Here is a 25,078-nt window from a genome sequence, read left to right as displayed (position 1 = left end):
CCGGAGGACCGCGCCCCGCCCCGCTCCTAGGCTCGATCACATCGAGGGAAGCGGTCGACCACCGCCTCCCACACCATCCACACCACTCAGGGGGATCTCCCATGTCCATGTCCAAGCGCGCTCTCGTCTCCTCGCTCGTCGGTGTCGCGGCGGTCGGCGGAGTCGTCGCCGGCGGTCTCGCCGCGTCGGCCGCCTCCACGCCCACCGAGCCGACCCTCACGAACGGCTCCGCCCGCTATGCCGCCCCGACCGGCAGCACCGCCGGCTCGTTCACCTACACCGTGGACGTCACCGACGACTCGGGCATCCGCGGCCTCAAGGTCATTGCGTGGCCCGCGAGTTCGAAGCTGGAGCCGACCAAGGCGGACCTGCGCCACGTCGACTCCGCCACGTGCAAGAAGACCTCGGGCGACACCTCGCGCTGCACCTACACGTTCAAGGTCACCAAGAAGGAGGAGGCCGAGGCGCCCAAGGGCACCTGGAACGTCTCGACGCTGGCGACGGCCAAGGACGGCGGCACGACGTTCGTGTCCAAGGCCGCCACGTTCGAGGTCGCGGGCTGACACTCACGTATACAGGTACGGCGCCCCGCCTCGACCGAGGCGGGGCGCCGTTGTCGTAGCAGGTCGTGGTGGAAACAGCCGGAGTCACGGTGTGAATGGAGATCAGGGCATGAGCAACTCCCCCGCGTCGGCCGGAGGTTACTCCGCCACGCCCCTCGCCAAGAAGATCGGCGTCAAGCCGGGGCACTCGGTCCGGCTGCGGCACGCGCCCGACGGCTGGGACATTCCCGGGCTGCCCGACGACTGCGAGGTCGCCGACGGCGGGACGCGTGGCGCGGATGTCACCGTCGCCTTCTACCGGGAGTGGAAGGAACTGGACGCGGAGGGGATGGAACTCGTCCTCGGTCTCGACGACACCGCCATGCTGTGGATCGCCTGGCCCCGCAAGGCCGCGGGCCACGTCAGTGACATCACCGAGAACGGTCTCCGCGACCTCTTCCTCCCCCTGGGGGTGGTGGATGTGAAGGTCGCGGCGCTGGGCGATGACTGGTCGGGGCTGAAGTTCGTGCGGCGGAGGGAAAACCGGCAAAGCCACAACAAAGGTCCCGCAAAATGAACTTGAGTCGTAGCCACCTGCCGACATGAGGCAACATCTTGGTGAACGGCGAGTGTTGCGCGGTCAGCGTGCGGACATCGCCTGATGGCCGGATGGAGTGAGGGACGTGGTGCAGCCGAGGATCGCCGTCGCCGTGGTGACCATGGGAAACCGGCCCGCCGAGGTGGATGCGCTCCTTGAGTCCGTGGCCAAGCAGGACCTCCCGCCCACCCGCATCGTGATCGTCGGAAACGGCTGCCGGCTCCCCGAGTTCGCCGACCGGCTCTCCCTGCCCGGCGAGGTCACCACCATCGACGTCGACGAGAACCTCGGCTGTCCCGGCGGACGCAACGTGGGCCTGGCCCGGCTGCGCGAGTTCGGGGACGTGGACGTCGTAGTGGAACTCGACGACGACGGACTCCTCGTCGACGCCGATGTGCTGCGCCGGGTGCGGGACCTGTACGCGGCCGAACCCCGCCTCGGCATCGTCGGGTTCCGGATCGCCGACGAGCACGGCGAGACCCAGCGCCGCCATGTGCCGCGGGTCGGCGCGGGGGACCCGATGCAGGGCGGATACGTCACCGGGTTCCTCGGCGGCGGGCACGCGCTGAGCATGGCGATGCTCGCCGAGACGGGGGACTGGCCGGCCGAGTTCTTCTTCGCGCACGAGGAGACCGACCTCGCCTGGCGGGCCGCCGACGCCGGCTGGCGCATCCGCTACGCCCCCGAGCTGCTCCTCCAGCACCCCAAGACCTCGCCCGCCCGGCACGCCATCTACTACCGGGTGACCGCCCGCAACCGGGTCTGGCTGGTCCGGCGCCGGCTGCCGATCGCGCTGATCCCGGTGCACCTGGGTGTGTGGACGCTGCTGACCCTCATACGGACGCGGTCGCTCGGCGGACTGCGGGCGTGGTTCGGCGGGTTCGTGGAGGGGGTGCGCGAGCCGGCGGGGGAGCGGCGGGCCATGCGCTGGCGGACGGTGTGGCGGCTGACACGGCTGGGCCGCCCGCCCGTCATCTGATCCGTCGAACCGTAGACATAAGGGACGAGGGCCCCGGTCGTTCACCTCCGCCGACCGGGGCCCTCTCGCGTCCCCGGACCCGGCCACGACGGCGACACTCCCCCGAGTTGCGCGTCGTACGCGCGCGCCGTCGGGCCAGATCCGATGAAGTGATCACATCAGGTCGCGCCAACGAATCGCTAACATGTGGCCAACGGTGCGCCCGAGGCCCCGGGGACGGTTGGCCTGAAGTCGCCGCGCGGCAGCGGGAGAGGGCGGGTACGGTAGCGGATCCCGGCCCTCTGCGACCGGGACAGGCTGGCGGGAAACCGCCGGACACAGGGCGGAAATCCGCCAGGGACGGCGGAGGACTCCGCCGCGGAGCACGGCCGCCGGGGCCGCGCGGAAGGGCGACGGGTCGGCGTGATGCGGTGCGAGCTGCGGTTCGGACTGCTGGGCACGACTGTCCTCTACGGCCGTGACGGCGAGCTGGTGCAGCCCATCGGCGGCACCAAGGTGCGGGTCCTGCTCGCCGCGCTGCTCCTGGAACCCGGCCGGGTCGTCTCCGTCGACGCCCTCAAGGACGCCCTGTGGGGCGGCTCACCGCCGGCCTCCGCGCATGCCTCCCTGCACAACCACGTGACCCGGCTGCGCCGCCTCCTCGACGACCCGGACCGGCTGCGCGCCGTCCCGCCGGGCTACCAACTCCACGTCGACGCGGGTGAGTTGGACGTCCACGTCTTCGAGGCCCAGGTCGCCGAGGCCCGCACCGCACATGCCGACCGGGACTGGCCCCGGACCGTCCGCGCGTGCACGGCGGCCCTCGCGCTGTGGCGCGGCACCCCGCTCAGCGGCCTGCCCCCCGAACTCGGCGGCTACGCCTTCGCCCAACGCCTCACCGAGGCCCGCCTCCTCGCCCTCGAATGGCGCTACGACGCGGAGCTCGCCCTCGGCGGGGTACGACTCGGCGCGCTGGTACCGGAGTTGGCCGCGCTGGTCGCCGACCATCCCCTCCGGGAGGGCTATCACCGCCAGCTGATGCTCGCCCTCCACCGCACCGGCCGCCAGCCCGAGGCCCTGGCCGTCCACCGCGACCTGCGCAACCGCCTGATCGAGGAACTCGGCATCGAGCCGGGGGCGGGGGTGCGGGAGGCGCATGTGGAGGTGTTGCGGGGGGTGGTCGAGATTCGGGACGGGGACCCCGGTCCCGTCGAGGCCGGTGGAGGTGCCGGCGCGGACGAGCCGGTGGACGTACCCGCCGCGGCCGGTGCGCCCGCCGCCCACTCGCCCCCGTCGCCCCACCCCGCCCAACTCCCGCCCCCGCCCGCCCACTTCACCGGTCGCGGCGACACCCTCGACGCCCTGCGCGACATCCTCGCGCGGCCTTCCGCGGAGCCCGGCTCGCACCCGCTGGTCGTCATCAGCGGCATGGCCGGCGTGGGCAAGAGCGCCCTCGCCCTGCACACCGCCCATGAGCTGCGGGAACGCTTTCCCGACGGGCAGTTGTACGTGAACCTGCACGGCGCCACCCCGGGCATGGCCCCCCTCACCTCCGGCCAGGCCCTCCACGCGCTGCTCCGCGACCTCGGCGCCGAACCCCGGCACATCCCCGAACACCCGGACGCGGCAGCCGCGTTGCTGCGCTCCCTGTTGGCCCCCACCCGCACGCTCATGGTGCTGGACGACGCCGGGAACGCCGCCCAGGTACGGCCGTTGCTGCCGGGCGGCACCGGCTGCGCGGTCCTCGTCACCAGCCGTTCGCCGCTGACCGCCCTGGACGGCGCCCGCCGCTTCCCGCTCGCGCCGCTGTCCGGGGAGGACAGCGCGGCACTGCTGCGCGCGGTGTCGGGCCGGGAGGGTCTCGACGCGGCCCACCCGCTGGTCGAACTCACCGGCCGCCTTCCGCTCGCGCTGCGTGTCGTCGCCGCCCGCCTCGCCGCGCGCAGGGCGCTCACCCCGGGTGTCCTGGCCGGTCAACTGGCAGCGACCGAGGGCCGGTTGCATCACCTGGAGTACGACGACCTCAGCGTCCGCCGTTCCCTGGCGGTGGCCCACGACGCGCTCGCCGCCTCCGACCGCGAGACCGACCGGGACGCGGCCCTCGCCCTGCACCACATCGGCGCCCTCGACCTCCCGGCGTACGGCGCCCCCCTGCTCGCCCGCCTCACCGCCACCGACGAACGCCGCGCCGAGGCCGCCCTCGACCGCCTGGTCGACGTAGCCCTCCTGGAGGAGACGGCATACGGCCGCTACGCCCCCCACGACCTGGTCCGAGACTTCGCCCGCGAACTGGCGCAGCGGGAGGGGGACATGGAAGGGAAGGGCGACGGGAAGGGCGACCTCGTCGACGTAGCGCTCGCCTGGTACGCCGCCGTTGCCGAGCGCACGCTCACCGCGATCGTCGAACCGGGCCTCGACCAGGACGACCGGCGTCGGCCGACCTCCGCCCAGCTCCCCGGACATGCGGCGGAGGTGGCAGCCGTCGCTCCCTTCCGGGACTCCCAGGAGGGCTTCGCCTGGGGCGACTTGGAGCTGGAGAACGTGGTGACGCTCGTCAGCCGGTACGGCGACAGCCCCGACCACCGCAGAACCGCCCACGTCTCGACCCTCGTCCGGCTGCTCTTCCCGTATGTGCTGCGCGGTGGGCGGGTCGCCGAGATGGAGGTGCTCGGCCGGGTCGGTCTGGGCGCGGCGCGGCGGCTCGGGGACGCGGCGGCGGAGGCGTACGCGCTGGGCGATCTCGCCGGGCTGCACTTTCTGACCGGCCGGCAGAGCGAGGCCCTCGGTCTCAACGACCAGGCGCTGGCGATCTGGTGGCGGCTCGACGCGACCTCCTGGATCCGCCGGTGTCTCAACAACCGGGGTCTCCTCCTCGAAGGCCTGGGCAGGCACGCCGAGTCCGGGGTCGCGCTGCGCCAGAGCCTCGCGTACTCACGGCAGTTGGACGACCCGCACGGCGAGGCCGTGACCTACAGCCATCTCGGCAACCTGTACGAGCACACCGACCCGCGCGCCGCCATCGAGCAGCACCGGCGTTCGCTGGCCATCGGCGTCGAGATCGGCGCGGTGATCGTGCAGCACTCCGCGCACTGCAACATCGGTTACGCCCACCTCGCCCTCGGCGAACCGGCCGCCGCCGTACCGCACTTCGAGGAGAGCCTGCGCATCCTCGGCGACCTCGGCGACTGGCACGGCGAGTCGCAGACCCGGCTCGGACTGGTCCGGGCGCTGCGGCTGCTCGGCCGGACGGACGCCGCCGGCGCCGAGTGCGCGGAACTGCTGCGCCGCGCCGACGCCCGCGCCGACCGTTACATGGGCGGTCTCGCTCGGCACCAACTCGGCCTGCTGCTACGGGAACAGGGCCGCGCGGAGGAGGCGTACGAGGAGTGGCGGACCGCCCTTGCCGCGCTCGACGGGACGGACGAGAAGGCCGTCGTGGAGGAGCTGGGCAAGCTGTTGGCGCAGGGTGACGCGCGTTGACCGTCGTAGCGCTCGTTCTTCATTTGGCGTCGGCGTAGCACTCGACGACCGCGACGGTGAACGGGAAGCGGACCGGTGTCTCGCCGAACGTCAGGCGTCCGGCCAGGTCGGCCGCCTCCCGTATCGCGGCGGCCACGGTCTCCGCCTCCTCCTTCGGGCAGTGCACGATCACCTCGTCGTGCTGGAAGAACACCAGCTCGGCCGCCAGTTCCGCGCAGGACCGCCGGAGCGCGGCGAGCATGATGAGGGCCCAGTCGGCGGCGCTGCCCTGGACGACGAAGTTGCGGGCGAAGCGGCCCCGGGCGCGGGAGTTGGTGGAGGCGTAGCCCGGCACCCAGCCCTGGTCGGCCGGGGTGGTGGCGGGTTCGTCCTGGGGGATGCCCGCCTCCTCCGTGGCGTCCTCGCCGCCGGCCACCGGCGGGCAGGTCCGCCCCAGCCAGGTCCGCACGAGCCGCCCCTCCTCACCGGCCCGCGCGGCCTCGTCGACGTACGCCACCGCCTTGGGGAACCGGCGTCGTAGCGCGGCGAGGTTCTTGAGGCCGTCGCCGGAGGTCTGGCCGTAGACCGCGCCGAGCACCGCGATCTTGGCCTGGTCGCGGTCGCCGGAGAAGGCGCGGTCGGACACGGACTGGTAGAGGTCGGTGGGGCGGCCGGCCACCTCCATCAGCCCGGGGTCGCGGGAGATCGCGGCGAGCACCCGGGGCTCCATCTGGTCGGCGTCGGCGACGACGAGCCGCCAGCCCGGGTCGGCGACCACCGCACGCCGGATGACCTTGGGGATCTGCAGCCCGCCCCCGCCGTTGGTGACCCAGCGCCCGGTGACGGTTCCGCCGGCCAGGAACTCGGGCCGGAACCGCCCGTCCCGCACCCAGTCCTGCAGCCAGGACCAGCCGTGGGCCACCCAGATCCGGTACAGCTTCTTGTACTCCAGCAGCGGTTTCACCGCCGGGTGGTCGAGGGACTGGATCTCCCAGCGCCGGGTCGATCTGACCTTGATGCCGGCCTGCGCGAAGGCCTTGATGACATCCGCGGGCAGGTCCGGCCGCACCCGCCTTCCGAAGGCGGCCGACACCTCGTCGGCCAGCTCGGCGAGCCGCCGTGGCTCGCCTCCTCCCGCGTACCGCTCGCCCAGCAGCTCGTGCAGCAGCTCCCGGTGCACGTCGGCGCTCCACGGCAGCCCCGCCCGGTTCATCTCGGCGGCGACCAGCATGCCCGCCGACTCGGAGGCGGTGAGCAGCCGCATCCGGTCGGGGTGCGCGGTGGTGTCGTGCCGCCGCTGCTGCTCGGCGTACACGGAGAGGAGGTCGGCGAGGGGGAGATGGACGCTCTGCGGTTCGAAGAGCGAGGACTGCGAGCCGGGTTCGGCGGCCCGCTGCGGCGGATCCGGCGGTACGGGTCCGCCGCGCAGCCGGGCCAGTGCGGCGGCGGCCGACCGCGGCTCGCCGTGTCGTCCCTCGTGGCCGAGCAGCAGGGTCTCGGCGTCCTCCACGTCGTAGCACCGCTCCACCCGCACCCCCGCGGCGAGCAGCGCCGGATACACCTCGGCGGTGGACCGCCACACCCACCGGCCGACCTCCGGCCGCCCGCGCACGGCCTCGACGAGATCCGGCTCCCACCGCACGGCCCCCGGCCCGGGCAGCCCGTCGGGACCGAGGGCGGCGACCTCGACACCACCACCCTCGGCCGGGGCGAGCGCCCAGCGATCGGTCATGTTCGCGAGTGTGGCACGCAGGTCTGACAGCGGCCCCGACCTGCGCGAACCGGCTCGCGGGCGAAGCGTCCCCGAGCGAAGAAACGTCACGCGCACACTCGTACGAGTGACGCATCGCGAGATCGCGGGCGGCCTTCTCGCCTACGCTGGCAGGGTCGCTCCGTACGAAGGAGGTCCGCCGTGGCACTGACCGCCCCGGAACGCCGACTGAGCCCTCATCCGAGTCCGACGGAGGAGAGGCGCATGGACGCGTCCGTCGAGGCCGCCTTCGATGCGTTCGACGCTGCCGCCCCGGAGGGCTGGCGCGTGGAGTTGATCGAAGGGAAGATCCACGTGGTGCCTCCGGCCAATGGGGAGCATGAAGAGATCGTGTCCGAGGTCACCGGCCAGGTCCGGGACCATCGAAAGGACTACGGTCGCTACACCGGCCTCGGTCTGCACGTTCCGGGAGCGTCCGACACCGGCAAGGTCATCCCGGACCTGGTGATCGCTCCGAAGGGCAGTTTCGCCGACGACCGGCGCTATCACGACCCCGCGCCCGTGGTGCTCGTCGGCGAGGTGACCTCCGAGTCCACCGCCGACAACGACCGCGGGCCCAAGCTCCGCGGTTACGCCCGGGCGGGCATCCCCTGCTACCTGCTGATCGACCGCGAGGCCGGCACGGTCATCGTCTACAGCGAGCCCTCCGAGGACCGCTACACGCGTGCCGCCGAGATCGAGATCTCCAAGACCGTGGCGCTGCCGGAGCCGCTCGGGTTCGACCTCGACACGAGCCAGTTCTGAGGTCAGCTCTGGAGCGGGTGCAGCATCTCGGCGATGTGCCGTTCGGACGTGGGCTTGTCGATGCCCAGGCTGTTGAGCACGCCCTCGCCGTTCTCGTGCTCCAGCAGGGCGAGCAGGATGTGTTCGGTGCCGATGTAGTTGTGGCCCAGGCGCAGGGCTTCGCGGAAGGTGAGTTCCAGGACCTTCTTGGCGTCGGGGCCGTAGGGGACGAGGTCCGGGACCTCCTCGGCGGCCGGCGGAAGCGCCGCGGTCGCCGCCTGGCGCACGGCGTCCAGGAGGATTCCCTGTGCGGTGATCGCCTTGCCCGCGAGGGCGTCCGGTTCGGCGAGCAGACCGAGGACGAGGTGTTCGGGACGGCCCTCGGGGTTGCGGGCGGCGATGGCCTCGTTGTGGGCGGCCATCACCACGTTGCGGGCCCGTACGGTGTACCGGCTGAACCCCTGACTCGGGTCGAGGTCCGCGGACTCCTTGGCGACGAAGCGCTTCTGCGCGGCCTGCCGGGTGACGCCCATGCTCCTGCCGATGTCGGTCCAGGAGGCGCCCGAGCGCCGGGCCTGGTCCACGAAGTGGCCGATCAGGTGGTCGGCCACGTCGCCCAGGTGGTCGGCGGCGATGACCGCGTCCTGGAGCTGGTCGAGCGGGGCGGGGTGGACCTTCTTGATGGCCGCGATGAGGTCGTCGAGACGTACGGATGAGGTGACGTTCGGATCGGTCGTCATGTGTCAACCGTAGGTTGACAAGGTGCGACCGTCAACCCCGAGTTGACACCCGCGCCGAGATCGCACCACCAACTCCCGCCGAAACCACCCCGATCACGGCACACGCCCCCACGCACGCCCCCATCACCCCCCAAGGCACCCCCACCCCCACAGGCGCCCCCAACACTCCCAACGCCCCGGCCAGTCCGCCGAGTTCGAGTGCGCTCACCGCCGTCCCGAGCCCGGCCCCCACCCCGACGGCCACCAGCGCCTCGCCCGTCACAACTCCGAGGACCTGTCCGCGAGTTGCTCCCGTGAGCCGCAGTGTCCGTAGTTCGGCGCCCCGTGCGGACGTCGCCATCAGCAGGGTCGTCGCGAGTGAAATCCCCGCGTACACAAGGGAGATGCCCAGGACGACGAACAGCCCGAGTCGTGTCCGGGCCCCGCCTCCGCCGTCCCGGAGTCCCGCCCGGGGAGACGTCTCCGCCAGCCACGCCCCCGCGCTGCGCACCGTGCCCCCGGACGCCTTCAACTCGCCCGCCACCCGGGCCCGTTCCGCCGCGCCGCCCGCGACCCGTACCTCCAGTCGGTCCACCCCCGCCCCCGCCGCGTTCGCCGCCGTCACGTACACGCCGTTGTCCCCGGTGCCCCGCGCCAGTACCGCCACGATCCGCAGCCGGGCCGGCCGTCCGTCCCCGAGCCACACCCGCACCCACGTGCCGACCGTGTGCTGCCGCCACTCCTCGTTCACCACGATCGACCGGTCGTCCAACTCCCTTGCGTCACCGGCGATCACCGGCAACCGCGTGACCTCCGTGAACGCCCGCACATCCCGTACGGCACGAGCGTCGGACCGGATGAGCGCCGTACCGTCCTCCCGCACGAAGACCGCCGTCGAGGCGGACGCGGAGATCGTCGCCCCCTGCGCCACCGGGACCCTCAACCCATCGCCCGTGACCACGAGTTGGGCCCGTGTCCGCTCCCGTGCCTCCGTCGCCTTCGCCTCCGTGACCGTCCACGCCGACCCCAGCAGCGAACCGGCCAGCGCGACCGTCACCAGAACCGGCGCCGCAACGGCGGCGGTTCGCCGTACGGATGCCGCCGAGTTCTCGCGGATCAGTAGTCCGGCGGCACCCGGCAGTCGGACCAGCAGCCTGACGACTGGGCCCGTCAAGGCCGGTGTCAGGGTCGCCACCGCCGTGATGAGGAGCATCGGCCGGGTCGTGTACGACTTCCGTTTCAGCAGGTCCGCCGGGTCCGTCCACAACGACCGGGCGAGCAGGGCCAGTCCGGCCGCCAGCAGCAGCCCGCCGATCAGCTTCCGCGACCACGGCAGCACCCCCGTGTCCACGGCCGCCTCCCGCAACGCCTCCGCGGGCCCGACCCGTCCCGCCCGCCACGCGGCCGTCCACGCCCCGGTCAGCGCCACCAACACCCCGACCCCGAAGGCGACTTCGTACGGCCAGCGCACCTCCGCCCGCAGTGCGAACCACGACGGTGCCACCCCGCCCTCCACCAGCGCCCGCACCAACCGGGGTGCGGCCCGGGTCCCCAGCGCGCACCCGGCCGCCGACGCCACGAGCCCCACCGCCCCGGCCTCCCCGAGCAGCGTCCGCCGTATCTGCCCCGGCGTCGCCCCGGCCATCCGCAGCAGCCCCAACTCCCTTCTGCGCAGGGCGATCACGAAGGCGAAGGTCGACGCCGTGACGAACACGGACACGAAGGAGGTGACCCCGGCGGCCGTGCCGAGCAGCGCGACGACGGAGACGAGCAGTTCGGCGTCGCGCGCCGTGGCCGGGTCGGCGAGCCGGCGGTCGTCTCCCGTCAGCACGCGTGCCCGACCGTCGACGACTGCCCGCACCGCCGCGACCGGTGCGTCGATTCCGACCGCGTCCCGCCGGCCGCCGCCGTCCATGCGGACCGGGCCCAACGTCCGCAAGTCGGCGAGGAGTTGGTTGTCCACAGGGTGTGGATGAGCGAGCTTCTTCGACACCCGGGCGACCGACGGGCCGCGTCGCACCTCCACCGTGAGCGTGTCGCGGCCCATCACCACCACGGGCGAGGACGCGAAGCGCACCGGTGCCGGAGCCGGTGCGCCCACCGCCGAGGCGAGTCCCGCGAGCGTCGACGCCGACACCGCGACCCCCAGCGCCACGGCCACGAACGAACCGAGCAGCGAGGCCCACCGCGTACGCAGCGAGGACAGGATCAGCACGGCACCCCCTCCAGGTCCGTCAGGCGCGCCGCCACCTCGGCCGCGGACGGCGCGGGCAACTCCCCGCCCACCCGGCCGTCGACGAGGAAGACGACCCGGTCGGCGTACGACGCGGCCACCGGATCGTGGGTGACCATGACCGTCGTCCGGCCCTCGCGGTCCACCAACTCCCGCAGCAGGGTGAGCACTTGGCGGCTGGTGGTGGTGTCCAGCGCTCCCGTCGGCTCGTCCCCGAACAGCACCGCGGGCCGGGTGACCAGCGCCCGTGCGAGCGCCACCCGCTGCTGCTGCCCGCCCGACAACTGCGACGGCCGGTGCCCGGCCCGCTCCGCGAGCCCCACCCGCTCCAGGGCCTCGCGCACCGCCGCGCGTGAGGGGCGGCGCCCGGCCAGTCGTAGGGGCAAGGCCACGTTCTGCGCGGCGGTGAGGGAGGGGAGGAGGTTGAAGGACTGGAAGACGAAGCCGATCCGCTCGCGCCGGAGCAGCGTCCGCCGTCGTTCGCTCAGGTCGGCCAGCTCCACCCCGGCCACGGTCACCGTCCCGGCGTCCGGCCGTTCCAGCCCCGCCGCGCACTGCAGCAGCGTCGACTTCCCCGACCCCGACGGCCCCATCACGGCCGTGAACGTCCCGGCGCCGAAGTCCAGATCGACCCCGTCGAGGGCGCGCACGTCGCCGTAGTGCCGTCGTAGCCCCCGAATCCGTACGACTGTCTGTGTCATGCCCCCATCGCACCGCGTCCGGCCCGCGCGGACACGACCACCAGTGGGCGTCCCGGAGGTGGGTCCAGCACTACCTGCTCCGAAAAAGTGTGACACTTTTGCGGAAAAGCGTCACACTTTTTCGGAGTCACCCCTCCCCGCCGCCCCATGACACGATCGACGGGTGAGCAGCACGACCGACACCGTCGAGCGCGCCTTCGAGGCCGCCCTCTACACCGACACCCACGACGCCCTCGACACGGGCGCCTCGATCCTCGCCGCCGACCCCGCGGCCGACGCCGAACTCGACCGGCGCGGGCGGGAGTTCGTGGCGGCGGCCTGGCGGCGCGGCTGGCAGCCCGCAGATGTCGTACGGCTGGTGCGGCGGGAGTTGGACGACGTACACGTACGACTCGTGTCCGAGCTGATCCGGGCGCAGGCACCCGACGACCGGGCGCGCGGCCCGCGCTGGTCCGCGCAGCTGGACGACCTGGCCGCCGCGCCACCCGCCCGCGCCGACCGCTTCACGCACGCCACCACCACGCTGGAGCTGTACCGGCTGCTGCTGCGGCTGCCGAGTCTCGAAGCCCTGGACGAGCCGGCACGGCGCCACGGTGGCGGGCGGCCCGCGTCCCGGATGCTCACCCGGATCCGCGCGCTGCTCGCGAAGGCGGAGGCGACCGGGTTTCCGGAGGAGGCGGAGGCGCTGAGCGCCAAGGCGCAGGAGCTGATGGCGCGGCACAGTATCGACGAGGCGCTGCTCGACGCGCAGGCGCCGGCGAAGGACGCGCCCGGCGCGTGCCGGATCGGGGTCGAGGCGCCGTACGAGCAGGCGAAGGCGGTGCTGCTGGACGCGGTCGCCGGGGCGAACCAATGCCGGGCGGTGTGGAGCGAGGCCTTCGGTTTCTCGACCGTCGTCGGGTTCGAGGGGGATCTGGAGGTGGTCGAGCTGCTGTACACCTCGCTGCTGGTGCAGGCCACGACCGCGATGACGAAGGCGGAGGCGGCCCAGCGCGCGGGCGGGCGGCGGCGGACCAAGACCTTCCGGCAGTCCTTCCTCGCGGCCTACGCCCACCGCATCGGGACCCGGCTGGCCGAGGCCGCTCGGACGCAGGTGAGCGACGATCTGCTGCCGGTGCTCGCCACCCGCGAGGTCGCCGTCGCGGGCCGGCTCGACGAGATGTTCCCGGAGACGACCACGACCCGGCTGCGCGGGGTCAGCGACGAGGCGGGCTGGACGCAGGGCGCCGAGGCGGCGGACCGGGCCCAGGTCGGGGCCCGGCCGCGGCTGGACTGACGGGCGTCAGTCGCCGGCCTGGGTGAAGGCGCTGACCGAGGCGTCCGAGTCGCTCACGGAGCCCTTGCCCTGGACGGGGCCGTACGACCACTTGTAGCTCGCGCTGTCGCTGCTGCCGGGCAGGGTGATGACCAGCTTCGTGGCGGCCAGGCTCAGCTTGTCGCCCGTCCTGCCGCGCACATAGGTGATGGTGAAGGATGCCGCGTCGCCCTTGGCGAGCTTCAACTTCTGTGCCTTGGCGCCCTGTTGGGTCGTGAGGGCGACCTTGGTGCCGCCGCCCTCCAGCGAGGCGCCGGCGAAGCCGTCCAGGGTGCACGGCTTGCTCTGGTTGGTGAGCGAGACGGGAACCTCGCCCGTGTCGCCGGCGGACGGGGCGGTGCTGGCGGGACCGACCTGGACGGCGACTCCGTCGAAGGAGCAGGCCGAGCCGTTCTTGCCGTCGGAGGAGGAAGAGGAGGAGCCGCTGCCGCTGCACGAGGTCAGGAGCAGGGCCGACGCGACGGCGGTGACGGCGAGGGGAATGGTGCGCATGAGGGGATCATCCCGCACCTGACGCCGGTCCGCCGCCACGACCGTGACGACGGGGCCTAGGACCCGAGACCCGCCGTGGGCAGTCCGGACGGGAGCTTTCCGCCCTCCGCCTTGGTGTAGGTCTCCTTGCCGAGACTGCCCGACCAGGTGACCGCGAGGCCCGACTTGCTGACGGAGCCGACCATTCCGGTCGCCCGGGTCGTGCTCTTGTCCGTGCACTTGAGGTGGATCATCTGCATCCCCGCCTCCTCGCCGGCGGTCCCGCTGCAGATGCTCCCGCCGGTGGTGAACAGGGCGGCCTGCTTGCCGGTGACCACCAGCGCCACGGCCTTGCCGTCGGTCGTGGCGAGCCAGCTGCCCTGCAGTTCGTCGGAGGCGGCCGACGGGCTGCTGCCGGTGGCGCCCCCGGTGTCCGCGGTCGCGGTGGCGGTCGGGGTCGAGGTCGCGGACGCGCTCGGCGTGGACGAGGAGTCGTCCTGGGAATCGCCGCCGCTGCACGCGGTCAGGACGAGTGCGCCCGCCAGACCGGCGGCAGCCGCCGCGATCCGTACCGTCGACACCGTCGAAATCGCCGTAGTCACTGGTAGCTCCCAAGCTGTAGCCGGACGGCCGTCCGGTCGGCCTTGGCCGGACGACCGCAGCAAGCTACCAGGGCCTACCAGGAGGATTTGCGGACGCCGGGTAGGTATCCGCTGTGAGCCTGCCCGCGCAGGTTCACCCGGGACAGTCCGAACGCGCGGAAGTAGCCGCGGGGCCGCCCGTCCACCTGGTCGCGGTTGCGGATCCGGGTGGCGCTGGCGTCGCGCGGCTGGCCCCGCAACTCCCGCTGGGCGGCGGCCCGTTCGGCCTCGGTCGAGCCGGGCCGCCGGATGGTCTCCTTCAGCTCGGCCCGCCTCGCCGCGTACCGCGCGACGACCCGCTGTCGCTGCTCGTTCTTCGCGATTTTGCTCTTCTTCGCCATCAGATCCGCACCCCCCGGGCACGGATCCGGGCCACGGCCGCCTCGACGCCGATCGCGTCGACGGTCCTGATCCCCTTGGTGCTCAGCCGCAGCCGTACGTAACGGCCCTCGCCGGGCAGCCAGTAGCGCTTGGACTGGATGTTGGGGTCGAAACGGCGCGAGGTGCGCCGGTGGGAGTGGGAGATGCGGTTGCCGAAGCCGGGCTGTGCGCCGGTCAGCATGCAGTGGGCGGACACGGGTGACGTACCTCTCCTCGATCGGGGCCGTAGCCGATGCTGTTAATGGAATTCATTTTCAGTAAGGTATCAGCATGGCTCGCAACGAACTCCGCCCGGTCATCAAGCTCCGGTCCACCGCCGGCACCGGCTACACCTACGTGACCCGCAAGAACCGCCGCAACGACCCCGACCGCCTGACCCTGCGCAAGTACGACCCGGTCGCCGGCCGCCACGTCGACTTCCGAGAGGAGCGCTGACCCCGATGCGCGAGAACATCCACCCGCCCTACGGCCCCGTCGTCTTCCGGGACCGCGCCGCACGCCACGCCTTCCTGACCCGCTCGACGATGACCAGCGCGAAGACCGTCGAATGGGAGGACGGGAACACCTACCCCGTCGTCGACGTCGAGATCTCGAACGTCAGCCACCCCTTCTACACCGGCACCGCCCGCGTCCTGGACACGGCCGGCCGCGTGGAGCGCTTCGAGCGCCGGTACGGGAAGCAGGACTGACCGTGCCCGATCTCTCCGTCGTGATCGTCGCCGGCCTGCACTCCGACGCCCGCCGGGCGACCGTCGCCCAACTCCTGCACGACGTCCCCGGTGCCGTCGTGCTCCACCACGACCTCGCCACGGCCGCCGTCGGCACGGTCGTCCGCACGATCAGGGACGCCACGGGCATCGTCGACGCCGGCGAGGCTCCCCTCGTCGACGACTGCGCCTGCTGCGCGCTCCGCGAGGACCTGGTCCCGGAACTGCGCCGACTGGCGGCGACCGGTCAAGTCCGGCTCGCGGTCGTCGAGTTGTGGGACTCCGTCGAACCCAAGGCGATGGCCGAGGTGATCACCTCCGGCGGCCTCACGGTCACCGGCGTCATCACCGCCGTGGACCCGGCCCTGCTCCTGCCCTGCCTCGGCAACGGCGACGACCTCGCCGACGCCGGCCTCGCGGCGGCGGCCACGGACCAGCGCACGGTCGCCGACACCTTCGCCCGGCAACTGGAGTACGCCCCCGTCCTCGCGATCCTCGACTCCGAGGAGACCGACGACGAGGACCGCGAACTGCTGGGGCAGTTGCATCCGACGGCCCTGCAAATACCGCTGGGGGGAGGCGACTTGGCGTCCGCCGCCCTCGCCGGTTTCGACGTCGAGGCCGCTGCCGCCGCTCAGCATCCCGCCTGTGCCCTGCTCCCCGTCGAGGCCGACGCCCACGGGGTGAGCACCTTCGTCTGGCACCGGTGCCGGCCCTTCCACCCGGAGCGGCTGTACGCGGCGCTGGAGGACCTGACCTGTGCCGCGGCCCGCAGCCGGGGCCGGTTCTGGCTCGCCGACAAACCCGACGCGCTGCTCCACTGGGACGCGGCCGGCGGCGCCCTGTGCGTGGAGGGCGCGGGCCCGTGGCTGGCCTCGTTGCCCGACGCCGCCTGGGAGTTGGTGCCCCCGGTGCGCCGTGCCGCCGCCGCCCTCGACTGGCACCCGGAGCACGGCGACCGCTGCCAGCACCTCGTCTTCACGTCCCCCGCCCTCGACCGCGACGGCCTCGAACGGCTCCTGGACCACTGCCTGTTGACCGACACCGAGTACGCCGCCGGCCGCGCCGCCTGGAAGCGCCTCCCGCCCGCCTTCGACACCCTCCTGGAGATCTGACCGTGCCCCGCAAGCCCGAGCGCAAGGCTGCCAAGTCCCGCCGCAATCCCCTGGACGCGGCCGGAGTGACCTACATCGACTACAAGGACACCGACCTGCTGCGGAAGTTCGTCTCCGACCGCGGCAAGATCCGCAGCCGCCGCGTCACTGGCGTAAACGCCCAGCAGCAAAGGGAGTTGGCCGCCGCGATCAAGAACGCCAGGGAGATGGCATTGTTGCCCTACGCGACCCGATAGCCGTCCCGTTCCCGGAACACAAGAGCCCCGGTACGCGTCTTCACTAGTACATGTCCTGCGGGGACCGGGGCAGACGCTGGAACGGCATCGGTAAAGCAGTCGTCAAAGCTGTAACCGGAGGACCACCCGGCGTGCACGTGCATCTGCCCATGCATCTGCACATGAACAGGGCTATGATCCGGAACAGTTGACCACTGCATCAATGGCCACACCAGCCAGTGCACAACCGGGAGCGACCTGTGGACCACCGCGTTGACAGCGTGTACTTGGGGTACGACGTGCACAACGGCATGGCTGCCACGCAGCTGGACGGAGTGGCCTGGCAGAAGAGCAGGCACAGCAACTCGCAGGGTTCCTGCGTGGAGTTCGCGCGGCTGCCCGGCGGCGACGTCGCGGTGCGCAACTCGCGCTTCCCCGACGGTCCCGCGCTCGTCTACACGCGCGCCGAGATCGAGGCGATGCTCCTGGGCATCAAGGACGGCGAGTTCGACCACTTGATAGCGGGATAGCGGTCACCGCAGGACACCGGGCCCACAACGCGCGTAGAACCGCGGCGCGAAAAAGCGCCGCGGTTCTCACGATTCGTTGCGCAGACAGTCCGGCTGCAGCCGGAACAGCGCCCAGACCACCTTGCCGCTGAGCGTGCCCGCCAGCGGGTGCCAGCCCCAGCCGTCGCTGAACGAGTCGACGAGGAACAGGCCGCGGCCCGACTCCGCCGAGAAGTCCTTCGAGTCGCGTGCGACGGGACTGTCGTGACTGGGATCGCGCACCGCGCACACCAGCCGCTCGGTCCACCGCATCAGATGCAGCCGCACCGGCGGTCCCTGCTCCACGGCGCGCGGGGTGTTGGCCGGCAGTGCGTGCCGCAGCGCGTTGGTGACCAGTTCGGAGACCACCAGACAGACGTCGTCGAAGCGGTCGCCTATGTCCCACTGGTCGAGCGTGCGACGGGTGAACTGCCGTGCCTCGCGCACCGCTTCGTAGCGGGCGGGCAGAGAACACGATGCGGCGCTGGACACGGCCGAGGGGTCCAGCGGCGGAAGGCCCTGCCGTAACGGCTCGAGCATGGTCGATCCATTCGTCCCCATGCGAGGCACTCCCGGGAATTCGCGGTCGTTGCGATGCAGCGGTGGCGCGAGACCATGGTTTCGGATGCGTAGGGCAGATGCAAGGGCAGATGCACGTGCAGCTGACCGAATTGGACCCTCCCGTACCGCTTGTTGGCCATTTTTTCCGCCAACTTCACGCCGATCTCGGGCCTTGACCTTGCATCTTGCTGACGTCTTCCTGACAACTTCCTGTGAACAGGAGTCTCTTCTTTCCATTTCTGTAATCGAACGAGTACTGCTCGAAGTGTTTTAGTGGCAGACTGCGGCCCCTGAAGACGGTTGGGGAGGCTTGGCGAACGTGAGCGCGGGAGAGCCCGGATCGGTGGTGCGGCGGATGCTGCTCGGCTCGCAACTCAGGCGACTGCGGGAAGCACGTGGGATCACTCGCGAGGCCGCGGGGTACTCGATCCGTGCCTCCGAATCCAAGATCAGTCGCATGGAGCTGGGGCGAGTGAGCTTCAAGACGCGGGATGTCGAGGACCTGTTGACGCTGTACGGCATCACGGACGAGGCCGAGCGCATCTCACTCCTCTCCCTCGCGAAGGAAGCCAACGTAGCGGGCTGGTGGCACAGTTACTCGGACGTTCTGCCCAGTTGGTTCCCCACCTATGTGGGCCTGGAGGGCGCCGCCTCGCTCATCCGCGCCTACGAGGTGCAGTTCGTGCACGGACTGCTGCAGACCGAGGCCTACGCCCGCGCGGTCGTCCGGCGCGGCATGAAGGGCGCGAGCGAGGCCGACGTGGAGCGGCGGGTGGCGCTGCGCCTGGAGCGGCAGAAGTACCTGGTGAACGAGAACGCCCCGGACTTCCACATCGTCCTGGACGAGGCCGCCCTGCGCCGCCCCTACGGCGACCGCGAGGTGATGCGCGGTCAGCTCCAGCACCTGATCGACGTCTCCGAACACCCCAACGTCCGGCTGCAGATCATGCCGTTCGGCTTCGGCGGCCACTCCGGCGAGTCCGGCGCCTTCACGATCCTCTCCTTCCCCGAGTCCGACCTCTCCGACGTGGTCTACCTGGAGCAGCTCACCAGCGCGCTGTACCTCGACAAGGCCGAGGACGTGGCCCAGTACGAGAAGGCGCTGAAGGAGCTCCAGCAGGACAGTCCGGGCCCGGACGAGAGCCGGGATCTTCTTCGGGGACTCCTTCAACTCTCTTGAAACACAAGTACGATGACGTGTGATCAGACCGTGATGATCGATGATCGGGTCTGCTGTTGATCGTGTCTGCTAGCGATTGAGGGATCACACATGTCGTCCTACTTCACCGACCTGGCTCAGCAGTACATCGACGGTGAATGGCGCCCGGGCACCGGCTCCTGGGACATCATCGACTTCAACCCGTACGACGGCGAGAAGCTGGCGTCGATCACGATCGCCACGATCGACGAGGTCGACGAGGCGTACAAGGCCGCCGCCCGTGCCCAGAAGAAGTGGGCCGCGACCAACCCCTACGCCCGCCGCGCCGTGTTCGAGAAGGCCCTGCGGATCATCGAGGACCGCGAGCAGGAGATCGCCGAGGTGATCGTCGCCGAACTCGGCGGCACGTTCCTGAAGGCCGGCTTCGAACTGCACCTCGTCAAGGAGTTCCTGCGCGAGGCGGTCCATCTCGCGCTGCGGCCCGAGGGCCGGATCATCCCCTCGCCGGTCGACGGCAAGGAGAACCGCGTCTACAGCGTCCCGGTGGGCGTGGTCGGCGTGATCAGCCCCTTCAACTTCCCGCTGCTGCTCTCCCTCAAGTCGGTAGCCCCCGCATTGGCGTTGGGCAACGGCGTGGTCCTCAAGCCGCACCAGAACACCCCGATCGTGGGCGGTTCCCTGGTCGCGAAGATCTTCGAGGACGCGGGTCTGCCGGGCGGTCTGCTCAACGTCGTGATCACCGACATCGCGGAGATCGGCGACGCGTTCATCGAGCACCCGATCCCGAAGGTCATCTCCTTCACCGGCTCCGACAAGGTCGGCCGCCACGTCGCGACCGTCTGCGCCTCGCAGTTCAAGCGCTCGGTGCTCGAACTCGGCGGCAACAGCGCCCTCGTGGTCCTCGACGACGCCGACATCGACTACGCGGTCGACGCGGCGGTCTTCAGCCGCTACGTCCACCAGGGCCAGGTCTGCATGGCCGCGAACCGGGTCCTCGTCGACCGTTCGATCGCCCCCGAGTTCACCGAGAAGTTCGTCGCCAAGGTCAAGTCCCTCAAGGTCGGCGACCCTCGCGACCCGCAGACCGTGATCGGCCCGGTCATCAACTCCTCGCAGGCGGACGCCCTTTCGGGTGTCGTCGAGCAGGCGATCGCGGAAGGCGCGACGGCCCTGGTCCACGGCACGACCACCGACAACCTGGTCGCGCCCTCGGTCCTCACCGGCCTCCCCGCCGACTCGGAACTGCTCCGCCAGGAGGTCTTCGGACCCATCGCCTTCCTCATCCCGTTCGACGGCGAGGAGGAGGCGGTGAGCATCGTCAACGACACGCCGTACGGCCTGAGCGGCGCGGTGCACACCGGTGACATCGAGCGGGGCGTCAACTTCGCCAAGCAGATCGACACGGGCATGTTCCACGTCAACGACGGCACTGTCCACGACGAGCCGATCGTCCCCTTCGGCGGCGAGAAGTCCTCCGGCCTCGGCCGCCTCAACGGCGACACGATGCTGGACGCGTTCACCACCCTGAAGTGGATCTCGGTGCAGCACGGGCGGAGCGGGTTCCCGTTCTGATCCGTCTTTCCTGAGTGCGTCGCCGTGAGCCGGGCCATTGAGGACGGAACCTGACCTCAATGGCCCGTAGCTTCGTCGGTGTCGGGCAGGGAGACGGGCTCCCCGCCGGCACCGGCGAAAGGCGACGGTCATGGTCACGCATGTAGCGGCAGAGGGGCGGGGCGACGAGCGCGGGGCGCTGCTCGCGTTCATCGAGGAGCAGCGGGGTGGTGTCCGCCGGGCGCTGCTCGGACTGACGGAGGAGCAGGCTGCCAGTAAGCCCAGCGCGAGTGGGCTCTCCCTCTCCGGTCTGCTCAAGCATGTCGCCGAGGTCGAGCAGTCCTGGATCGCGCGGGCCAAGCAGGAGCCGCCGGCCATCCAGCGGGACCAGACCAACTGGCACGAGACGTTCCAGCTCGTCGACAGGGAGACCGTCGAGTCGCAGCTCGCCTACTGGGAGAAGGTCGCCGCCGAGACCGAGGCCTACGTTCGTTCGGTGCCCAGCCTCGACGACACCTTCCCGCTCCCGAACGACCCATGGTTCCCGCCCGAGGGCCGTGTCTCCGTGCGCTGGCTCTGTCTGCACCTGATCCGAGAGACGGCCCGGCACGCCGGCCACGCCGACATCATCCGCGAGTCCCTCGACGGGGCCACGGCGTACGAGCTGGTCGCGAAGGAGCAGGGCAGCAGCTGGGGCTGACCTGCCGGGTCCTACGCTGGGCCCATGTCAGCGATCCGTCTCCTCGTGCTCGGCGCGGTGCGCCAGCACGGGCGGGCCCACGGCTACCAGGTGCGCAACGACCTCGAATACTGGGGCGCGCACGAGTGGTCCAACGCCAAGCCCGGCTCGATCTACCACGCGCTCAAGCAACTGGCCAAGCAGGGACTGCTGCACGCCCACGAGGTCGCGCCGTCCACGGCCGGGGGTCCGCCCCGCACCGAGTACGAGATCACCGACTGGGGCACCGAGGAGTTCTTCCGGCTGCTGCGCGAGGCGCTGACGTCGTACGACCAGCAGATGGACGTCAAGTCCGCCGCCATCGGCTTCGTCGTCGAGCTGCCGAGGGCCGAGGCGGTGGCCCTGCTCAAGGAACGCACCCGGGGCATCGCCCAGTGGCGCGCCTCGGTCACCGAGCACTACATCCCCGAGGACGGCCCCGAACTGCTGGGCCACATCGGCGAGATCATGAACCTCTGGATCCACACGGCCGACGCCGAGGCCGCGTGGACCCAGGGGCTGATCGACCGCATCGAGGGCGGGGCGTACACCTTCGTGGGAGAGGGCGAGCCCTTCGTCGGCATCCTGGCGGACGGTGTGGAGAACCCGTACGCGACGGGGGAACGGCATCCCGGGGATGCCCGCTAATCAAGTTTGACTAATGCGCTCGACGGCGTTACCTTCGACGCCTTCGAGTAAGTAGTCAAACTTGACTAGCAAGGGAGTGCTCACGTGGCCGACACGGCGATCACCGTCGAGGACGCACACAAGACATACGGCGGCAAGAAGGCCAAGGACGCGAAGACGGCCAGGGACGGGGAGACGGCCAAGGGTGCCAAGAAGGCGCTCGACGGGCTCGATCTCCAGGTGGCGCGCGGCACCGTGCACGGTGTGCTCGGGCCCAACGGCGCGGGCAAGACCACCCTGGTCCGCATCCTGTCCACCCTGCTGCGGCCCGACTCCGGCCGCGTCGAGGTGGCCGGGCACGACGTGCTGACCGAGGCCCGCGCGGTCCGCTTCCGTATCGGGCTGCTCGGCCAGCACGCGGCCCTCGACGAGGAGTTGGGCGGCCGGCAGAACCTGGAGATGTTCGCCCGCCTCCACCACCTCGGCGCCCGCCTCGCGCGCGTGCGCGCCGATGAACTCCTGGAGCGCTTCGGCCTCGCCGACACCGGCCGCAAACCCGTCCGCGCCTACAGCGGGGGCATGCGCCGCCGCCTGGACCTCGCCGCCTCGCTCGTCACCGACCCGGAGATCCTCTTTCTGGACGAACCGACGACCGGCCTCGACCCACGCGGGCGGGCCGAGGTGTGGACGGCGGTCCGCTCCCTGGTCGGCGGCGGGACGACGGTCCTGCTTACCACCCAGTACCTGGAGGAGGCCGACCAACTCGCCCACCGCATCTCGGTGGTCGACCGGGGGCGGGTCATCGCCGACGGCACCCCGGACGAGCTGAAGTCCCGCACGGGCGGCGACCGCATCGACGTCGTCCTGCGCGACGCGGGCCAACTGGGCGCCGCCGTGGCCCTGTTGCCGCTCCCCGCGGCCGACATCCGGGTCGACACGGACCGCCGACTGCTCAGCGCTCCGGTCACCGACCGGATGACGGCGCTCTCCGGGGTCGTACGGGCCCTGGAGGAGGCCGGGATCGACGCCGAGGACATCGCGCTGCGGCGGCCGACGCTGGACGAGGTGTTCCTGCACCTCACGGGAGCGGAAGACGACGACCGTACGAACGTGAAGGAGGCAGTGTGAGCGCCTACGCCCTTACCGATTCCTGGACCATGACCCGGCGTGAACTCGCCCACTGGGCGCGGCAGCCCGTGCAGGTCGTGGTGAGTCTTGTCTTCCCGGTGATGCTGCTGCTGATGTTCGGCTATCTGATCGGCGGTGGCCGGGCGGTCGAGGGTGCCTACGTCGACTACCTGGTTCCCGGGATGCTCGCGCTGACCATGGCCTTCGGCCTGGAGGGCACGATGGTCGCCGTCACGCAGGACCTCAACAAGGGGGTGATCGACCGCTTCCGGTCGATGCCGATGGCCGATGAAGCGGTCCTGGTGGGGCGTTCGGCCGCGGACATGCTTCAGTCGGCGATCGGGCTGGGCGTGCTGATCGGGGTCGGGCTGGCGCTCGGCTGGCGGCCTCAGAGCGGTCCCGGGGGCTTTCTGGGTGCCGTAGGGCTGCTTTTGCTTTTTCGGTTCGCCATGTTGTGGGTCGGGATTCAACTGGCGCTGGTGGCGGGCCGGCCCGAACTGGTGCAGGCCGTGCAGATCCTGGTCTGGCCGGTCGGGTTCCTGTCCAACGCGCTCGCCACGCCTGCTGCCATGCCGGGGTGGCTGGGCACGGTCGTCCAGTGGAATCCGATGTCCCAGACCGCCACGGCCGTACGCCATCTCTTCGGTGGTCCCGGCGGGGAAGCGGGGCATGTGTGGGCGGCCGTGGTGTGGCCGCTGGCGCTGCTCGCGGTGTTCTTTCCGCTTGCGGTGCGGCGGTTTCGGGCGCTTGGGGGGTGAGCCGGCTTCGCCTGTGGTTCGTCGTGGGTCGGTGGCGGGCCGGGGCGGCCTTGTCTCCTCAGTGGTGGAAGCCCGTTGCCGCTCCCTTGTCGCGGGTCAGGGGGTACGGCTGGTTCCGTAGTTGGGGGAGTAGTTGCGTCAGGTCGTCCAGGAAGAGTTCCGCCAGGTCCGCCGAGAAGCCGTTGCGGCAGACGATGCGGAGGACTGAGAGGTCCTCGCGGTTTGCCGGGAAGGTGTAGGCCGGGACCAGCCAGCCGCGTTCCCGGAGGCGGCGGGAGACGTCGAACACGTCGTAGGCCTGGACGTGGGGGGCGGTGGTGAAGGCGAAGACCGGCAACTCGTCGCCCCGGGTGAGGAGTTTGAAGTCGCCCAGGGCCTCGATGTGGTCTGCCAGGCCTTGGGCCACGTTGCGGGTCGACTGTTGTACGGCTCGGTAGCCCTCTCGGCCGAGGCGGAGGAACGTGTAGTACTGGGCCACTACTTGGGCGCCGGGGCGGGAGAAGTTGAGGGCGAAGGTGGGCATGTCGCCGCCCAAGTAGTTGACGCGGAAGACGAGTTCCTCGGGGAGGGCCTCCTTGTCGCGCCACAGGGCCCAGCCGACGCCCGGGTAGACCAGGCCGTATTTGTGGCCCGAGGTGTTGATCGAGGCCACGCGCGGGAGGCGGAAGTCCCAGACCAGGTCCTCGTCCAGGAAGGGGGCGACCATGGCGCCGGACGCGCCGTCCACGTGTACCGGGATGTCGAGGCCCGTGCGCTCCTGGAGTGCGTCCAGGGCGGCGCACAGGTCGGCGATCGGTTCGTAGGAGCCGTCGAAGGTGGAGCCGAGGATGCCGACGACGCCGATCGTGTTCTCGTCGCACAGCTCGGCCGCTGCTTGTGGGTCGAGGTGGAAGCGGTCGCCCTCCATGGGGACCTGGCGGGCCTCGACCTCCCAGAAGTTGCAGAACTTCTCCCAGCAGACCTGGACGTTGATACCCATCACCAGGTTCGGGCGGGCGGCCGGGTAGCGGTCCTTGTTCCGTTGCATCCAGCGGCGCTTCAGGGCCATGCCGGCGAGCATGCAGGCCTCGCTGGAACCGGTCGTCGAACAGCCGACGGCGGCCGACGGGTCCGGGGCGTTCCACAGGTCGGCGAGCATCGCCACGCAGCGCTTTTCCAGCTCGGCCGTGCGTGGGTACTCGTCCTTGTCGATCATGTTCTTGTCCCGGCACTCCGCCATCAGGACGCCGGCTTCCGGCTCCATCCAGGTGGTGACGAAAGTCGCCAGGTTGAGGCGGGAGTTGCCGTCCAACATCAGCTCGTCGTGCACGAGTTGAGCCGCCGTCATCGGCGGCAGCGGCGCGTCCGGGAGGCGGTGCTTGGGGGGCGCCTCGGTCATGCCGCCGACCGGATTGGCCTCCCCGTAGAAGGGGTTCACCGACATGGGGCGTTCGTCGGGCTGCTCGGGACCTTTGTGCAACGGCATGCTCGTGCCTCCTG

Annotated in this window: 27 protein-coding genes; 17 read left to right on the top strand and 10 right to left on the bottom strand. The window is 71.1% G+C overall.

Annotated elements, in window-relative coordinates; all coding sequences use genetic code 11:
• Positions 1 to 101: 101 nt before the first annotated feature.
• The 4 genes from OC490_RS41075 (at position 102) to OC490_RS41060 (ending at position 5,578) form a co-directional block, all read left to right on the top strand.
• Positions 102 to 563 carry a DUF5707 domain-containing protein gene (locus OC490_RS41075; RefSeq protein WP_262063145.1) on the top strand — a complete coding sequence of 154 codons (462 nt, stop codon included), beginning with the start codon at positions 102 to 104 and terminating at the stop codon, positions 561 to 563.
• Between the two features lie 109 nt (positions 564 to 672).
• A complete protein-coding gene (locus tag OC490_RS41070; protein ID WP_262063144.1) occupies positions 673 to 1,119 on the top strand; it encodes a DUF3052 domain-containing protein in 447 nt (148 codons plus the stop codon).
• Between the two features lie 106 nt (positions 1,120 to 1,225).
• Positions 1,226 to 2,119: a glycosyltransferase family 2 protein gene (locus OC490_RS41065; protein WP_262063143.1), complete on the top strand. Its 894-nt coding sequence runs from the start codon at positions 1,226 to 1,228 to the stop codon at positions 2,117 to 2,119.
• A gap of 405 nt (positions 2,120 to 2,524) precedes the next feature.
• Positions 2,525 to 5,578, top strand: coding sequence for a BTAD domain-containing putative transcriptional regulator (locus OC490_RS41060; RefSeq protein WP_262063142.1), 3,054 nt, complete (start codon positions 2,525 to 2,527; stop codon positions 5,576 to 5,578).
• 19 nt (positions 5,579 to 5,597) lie between these two features.
• Here the strand turns inward: OC490_RS41060 and OC490_RS41055 are convergent, their stop codons facing one another.
• On the bottom strand, positions 5,598 to 7,289 hold the full coding sequence (locus OC490_RS41055) for a bifunctional 3'-5' exonuclease/DNA polymerase (RefSeq protein WP_262063141.1): 1,692 nt from the start codon (positions 7,287 to 7,289) through the stop codon (positions 5,598 to 5,600).
• A gap of 243 nt (positions 7,290 to 7,532) precedes the next feature.
• On the opposite strand from OC490_RS41055, the gene OC490_RS41050 reads away from it, so the two are divergent.
• Complete coding sequence (locus OC490_RS41050; RefSeq protein ID WP_262063140.1) at positions 7,533 to 8,072, top strand: Uma2 family endonuclease; 540 nt, start codon at positions 7,533 to 7,535, stop codon at positions 8,070 to 8,072.
• 2 nt (positions 8,073 to 8,074) lie between these two features.
• Here OC490_RS41050 and OC490_RS41045 read toward each other — a convergent pair whose 3' ends face one another.
• The 3 genes from OC490_RS41045 to OC490_RS41035 are packed head-to-tail and all read right to left on the bottom strand — an operon-like array spanning position 8,075 to position 11,704.
• Positions 8,075 to 8,791: a Clp protease N-terminal domain-containing protein gene (locus OC490_RS41045; protein ID WP_262063139.1), complete on the bottom strand. Its 717-nt coding sequence runs from the start codon at positions 8,789 to 8,791 to the stop codon at positions 8,075 to 8,077.
• A gap of 31 nt (positions 8,792 to 8,822) precedes the next feature.
• Complete coding sequence (locus OC490_RS41040) at positions 8,823 to 10,985, bottom strand: ABC transporter permease (RefSeq protein WP_262063138.1); 2,163 nt, start codon at positions 10,983 to 10,985, stop codon at positions 8,823 to 8,825.
• Positions 10,979 to 11,704: an ABC transporter ATP-binding protein gene (locus tag OC490_RS41035; RefSeq protein ID WP_262063137.1), complete on the bottom strand. Its 726-nt coding sequence runs from the start codon at positions 11,702 to 11,704 to the stop codon at positions 10,979 to 10,981. The genes OC490_RS41040 and OC490_RS41035 overlap by 7 nt, the downstream gene beginning before the upstream one ends.
• Before the next feature lie 163 nt (positions 11,705 to 11,867).
• On the opposite strand from OC490_RS41035, the gene OC490_RS41030 reads away from it, so the two are divergent.
• Complete coding sequence (locus OC490_RS41030; RefSeq protein WP_262063136.1) at positions 11,868 to 12,980, top strand: DUF2786 domain-containing protein; 1,113 nt, start codon at positions 11,868 to 11,870, stop codon at positions 12,978 to 12,980.
• A gap of 6 nt (positions 12,981 to 12,986) precedes the next feature.
• Here OC490_RS41030 and OC490_RS41025 read toward each other — a convergent pair whose 3' ends face one another.
• The 4 genes from OC490_RS41025 to rpmB form a co-directional block, all read right to left on the bottom strand.
• Positions 12,987 to 13,511: a DUF4232 domain-containing protein gene (locus OC490_RS41025; protein WP_262063135.1), complete on the bottom strand. Its 525-nt coding sequence runs from the start codon at positions 13,509 to 13,511 to the stop codon at positions 12,987 to 12,989.
• 56 nt (positions 13,512 to 13,567) lie between these two features.
• Positions 13,568 to 14,092 carry a hypothetical protein gene (locus OC490_RS41020; protein ID WP_262063134.1) on the bottom strand — a complete coding sequence of 175 codons (525 nt, stop codon included), beginning with the start codon at positions 14,090 to 14,092 and terminating at the stop codon, positions 13,568 to 13,570.
• Positions 14,093 to 14,166: 74 nt separating this feature from the next.
• Positions 14,167 to 14,472: a 30S ribosomal protein S14 gene (gene rpsN, locus OC490_RS41015; RefSeq protein ID WP_262063133.1), complete on the bottom strand. Its 306-nt coding sequence runs from the start codon at positions 14,470 to 14,472 to the stop codon at positions 14,167 to 14,169.
• The gene (gene rpmB, locus OC490_RS41010; protein ID WP_262063132.1) at positions 14,472 to 14,708 is read right to left on the bottom strand and encodes a 50S ribosomal protein L28; all 237 of its coding nucleotides are present in this window, start codon (positions 14,706 to 14,708) and stop codon (positions 14,472 to 14,474) included. Before rpmB ends, rpsN begins: the two co-directional genes overlap by 1 nt.
• A 74-nt stretch (positions 14,709 to 14,782) precedes the next feature.
• On the opposite strand from rpmB, the gene rpmG reads away from it, so the two are divergent.
• The 5 genes from rpmG to OC490_RS40985 all read left to right on the top strand — a co-directional run bounded on the left by rpmG (position 14,783) and on the right by OC490_RS40985 (position 17,079).
• The gene (gene rpmG, locus OC490_RS41005; protein ID WP_030361075.1) at positions 14,783 to 14,947 is read left to right on the top strand and encodes a 50S ribosomal protein L33; all 165 of its coding nucleotides are present in this window, start codon (positions 14,783 to 14,785) and stop codon (positions 14,945 to 14,947) included.
• A 5-nt stretch (positions 14,948 to 14,952) separates the two neighbouring features.
• A complete protein-coding gene (locus OC490_RS41000; protein WP_262063131.1) occupies positions 14,953 to 15,201 on the top strand; it encodes a type B 50S ribosomal protein L31 in 249 nt (82 codons plus the stop codon).
• 2 nt (positions 15,202 to 15,203) lie between these two features.
• The gene (locus tag OC490_RS40995; protein ID WP_262063130.1) at positions 15,204 to 16,334 is read left to right on the top strand and encodes a CobW family GTP-binding protein; all 1,131 of its coding nucleotides are present in this window, start codon (positions 15,204 to 15,206) and stop codon (positions 16,332 to 16,334) included.
• A 2-nt stretch (positions 16,335 to 16,336) separates the two neighbouring features.
• Complete coding sequence (gene rpsR, locus OC490_RS40990; RefSeq protein WP_262063129.1) at positions 16,337 to 16,570, top strand: 30S ribosomal protein S18; 234 nt, start codon at positions 16,337 to 16,339, stop codon at positions 16,568 to 16,570.
• 290 nt (positions 16,571 to 16,860) lie between these two features.
• Positions 16,861 to 17,079, top strand: a complete 219-nt coding sequence (locus tag OC490_RS40985) for a DUF397 domain-containing protein (protein WP_051105974.1) — start codon at positions 16,861 to 16,863, stop codon at positions 17,077 to 17,079.
• Between the two features lie 66 nt (positions 17,080 to 17,145).
• Here the strand turns inward: OC490_RS40985 and OC490_RS40980 are convergent, their stop codons facing one another.
• Positions 17,146 to 17,658, bottom strand: coding sequence for an ATP-binding protein (locus OC490_RS40980; RefSeq protein WP_410099242.1), 513 nt, complete (start codon positions 17,656 to 17,658; stop codon positions 17,146 to 17,148).
• A gap of 355 nt (positions 17,659 to 18,013) precedes the next feature.
• Between OC490_RS40980 and OC490_RS40975 the strand changes: the two genes are divergently transcribed.
• The 6 genes from OC490_RS40975 to OC490_RS40950 all read left to right on the top strand — a co-directional run bounded on the left by OC490_RS40975 (position 18,014) and on the right by OC490_RS40950 (position 23,599).
• Positions 18,014 to 18,838 (top strand): helix-turn-helix domain-containing protein, encoded by an 825-nt coding sequence (locus OC490_RS40975; protein WP_051105973.1) that lies wholly within the window; start codon positions 18,014 to 18,016, stop codon positions 18,836 to 18,838.
• A 90-nt stretch (positions 18,839 to 18,928) separates the two neighbouring features.
• On the top strand, positions 18,929 to 20,389 hold the full coding sequence (locus tag OC490_RS40970) for an aldehyde dehydrogenase family protein (RefSeq protein ID WP_262063127.1): 1,461 nt from the start codon (positions 18,929 to 18,931) through the stop codon (positions 20,387 to 20,389).
• Between the two features lie 130 nt (positions 20,390 to 20,519).
• On the top strand, positions 20,520 to 21,068 hold the full coding sequence (locus OC490_RS40965) for a DinB family protein (RefSeq protein WP_262063126.1): 549 nt from the start codon (positions 20,520 to 20,522) through the stop codon (positions 21,066 to 21,068).
• Positions 21,069 to 21,092: 24 nt separating this feature from the next.
• Entirely contained in the window at positions 21,093 to 21,734 is a 642-nt protein-coding gene (locus OC490_RS40960; protein WP_262063125.1) for a PadR family transcriptional regulator, read from the top strand.
• A gap of 84 nt (positions 21,735 to 21,818) precedes the next feature.
• Entirely contained in the window at positions 21,819 to 22,841 is a 1,023-nt protein-coding gene (locus OC490_RS40955) for an ATP-binding cassette domain-containing protein (protein WP_262063124.1), read from the top strand.
• On the top strand, positions 22,838 to 23,599 hold the full coding sequence (locus OC490_RS40950; RefSeq protein WP_262063123.1) for an ABC transporter permease: 762 nt from the start codon (positions 22,838 to 22,840) through the stop codon (positions 23,597 to 23,599). Before OC490_RS40955 ends, OC490_RS40950 begins: the two co-directional genes overlap by 4 nt.
• 58 nt (positions 23,600 to 23,657) lie before the next feature.
• On the opposite strand, the gene OC490_RS40945 is transcribed toward OC490_RS40950, so the two are convergent.
• Positions 23,658 to 25,064, bottom strand: coding sequence for a glutamate decarboxylase (locus tag OC490_RS40945; RefSeq protein WP_262063122.1), 1,407 nt, complete (start codon positions 25,062 to 25,064; stop codon positions 23,658 to 23,660).
• Between the last annotated feature and the right edge of the window lie 14 nt (positions 25,065 to 25,078).

The organism is Streptomyces sp. STR69 (assembly GCF_024519455.1).
In the GTDB taxonomy this organism is placed as follows: domain Bacteria; phylum Actinomycetota; class Actinomycetes; order Streptomycetales; family Streptomycetaceae; genus Streptomyces.
The sequence above is the reverse complement of the archived record's forward strand: the minus strand, read 5'-3'. Positions and strand labels throughout refer to the sequence as shown.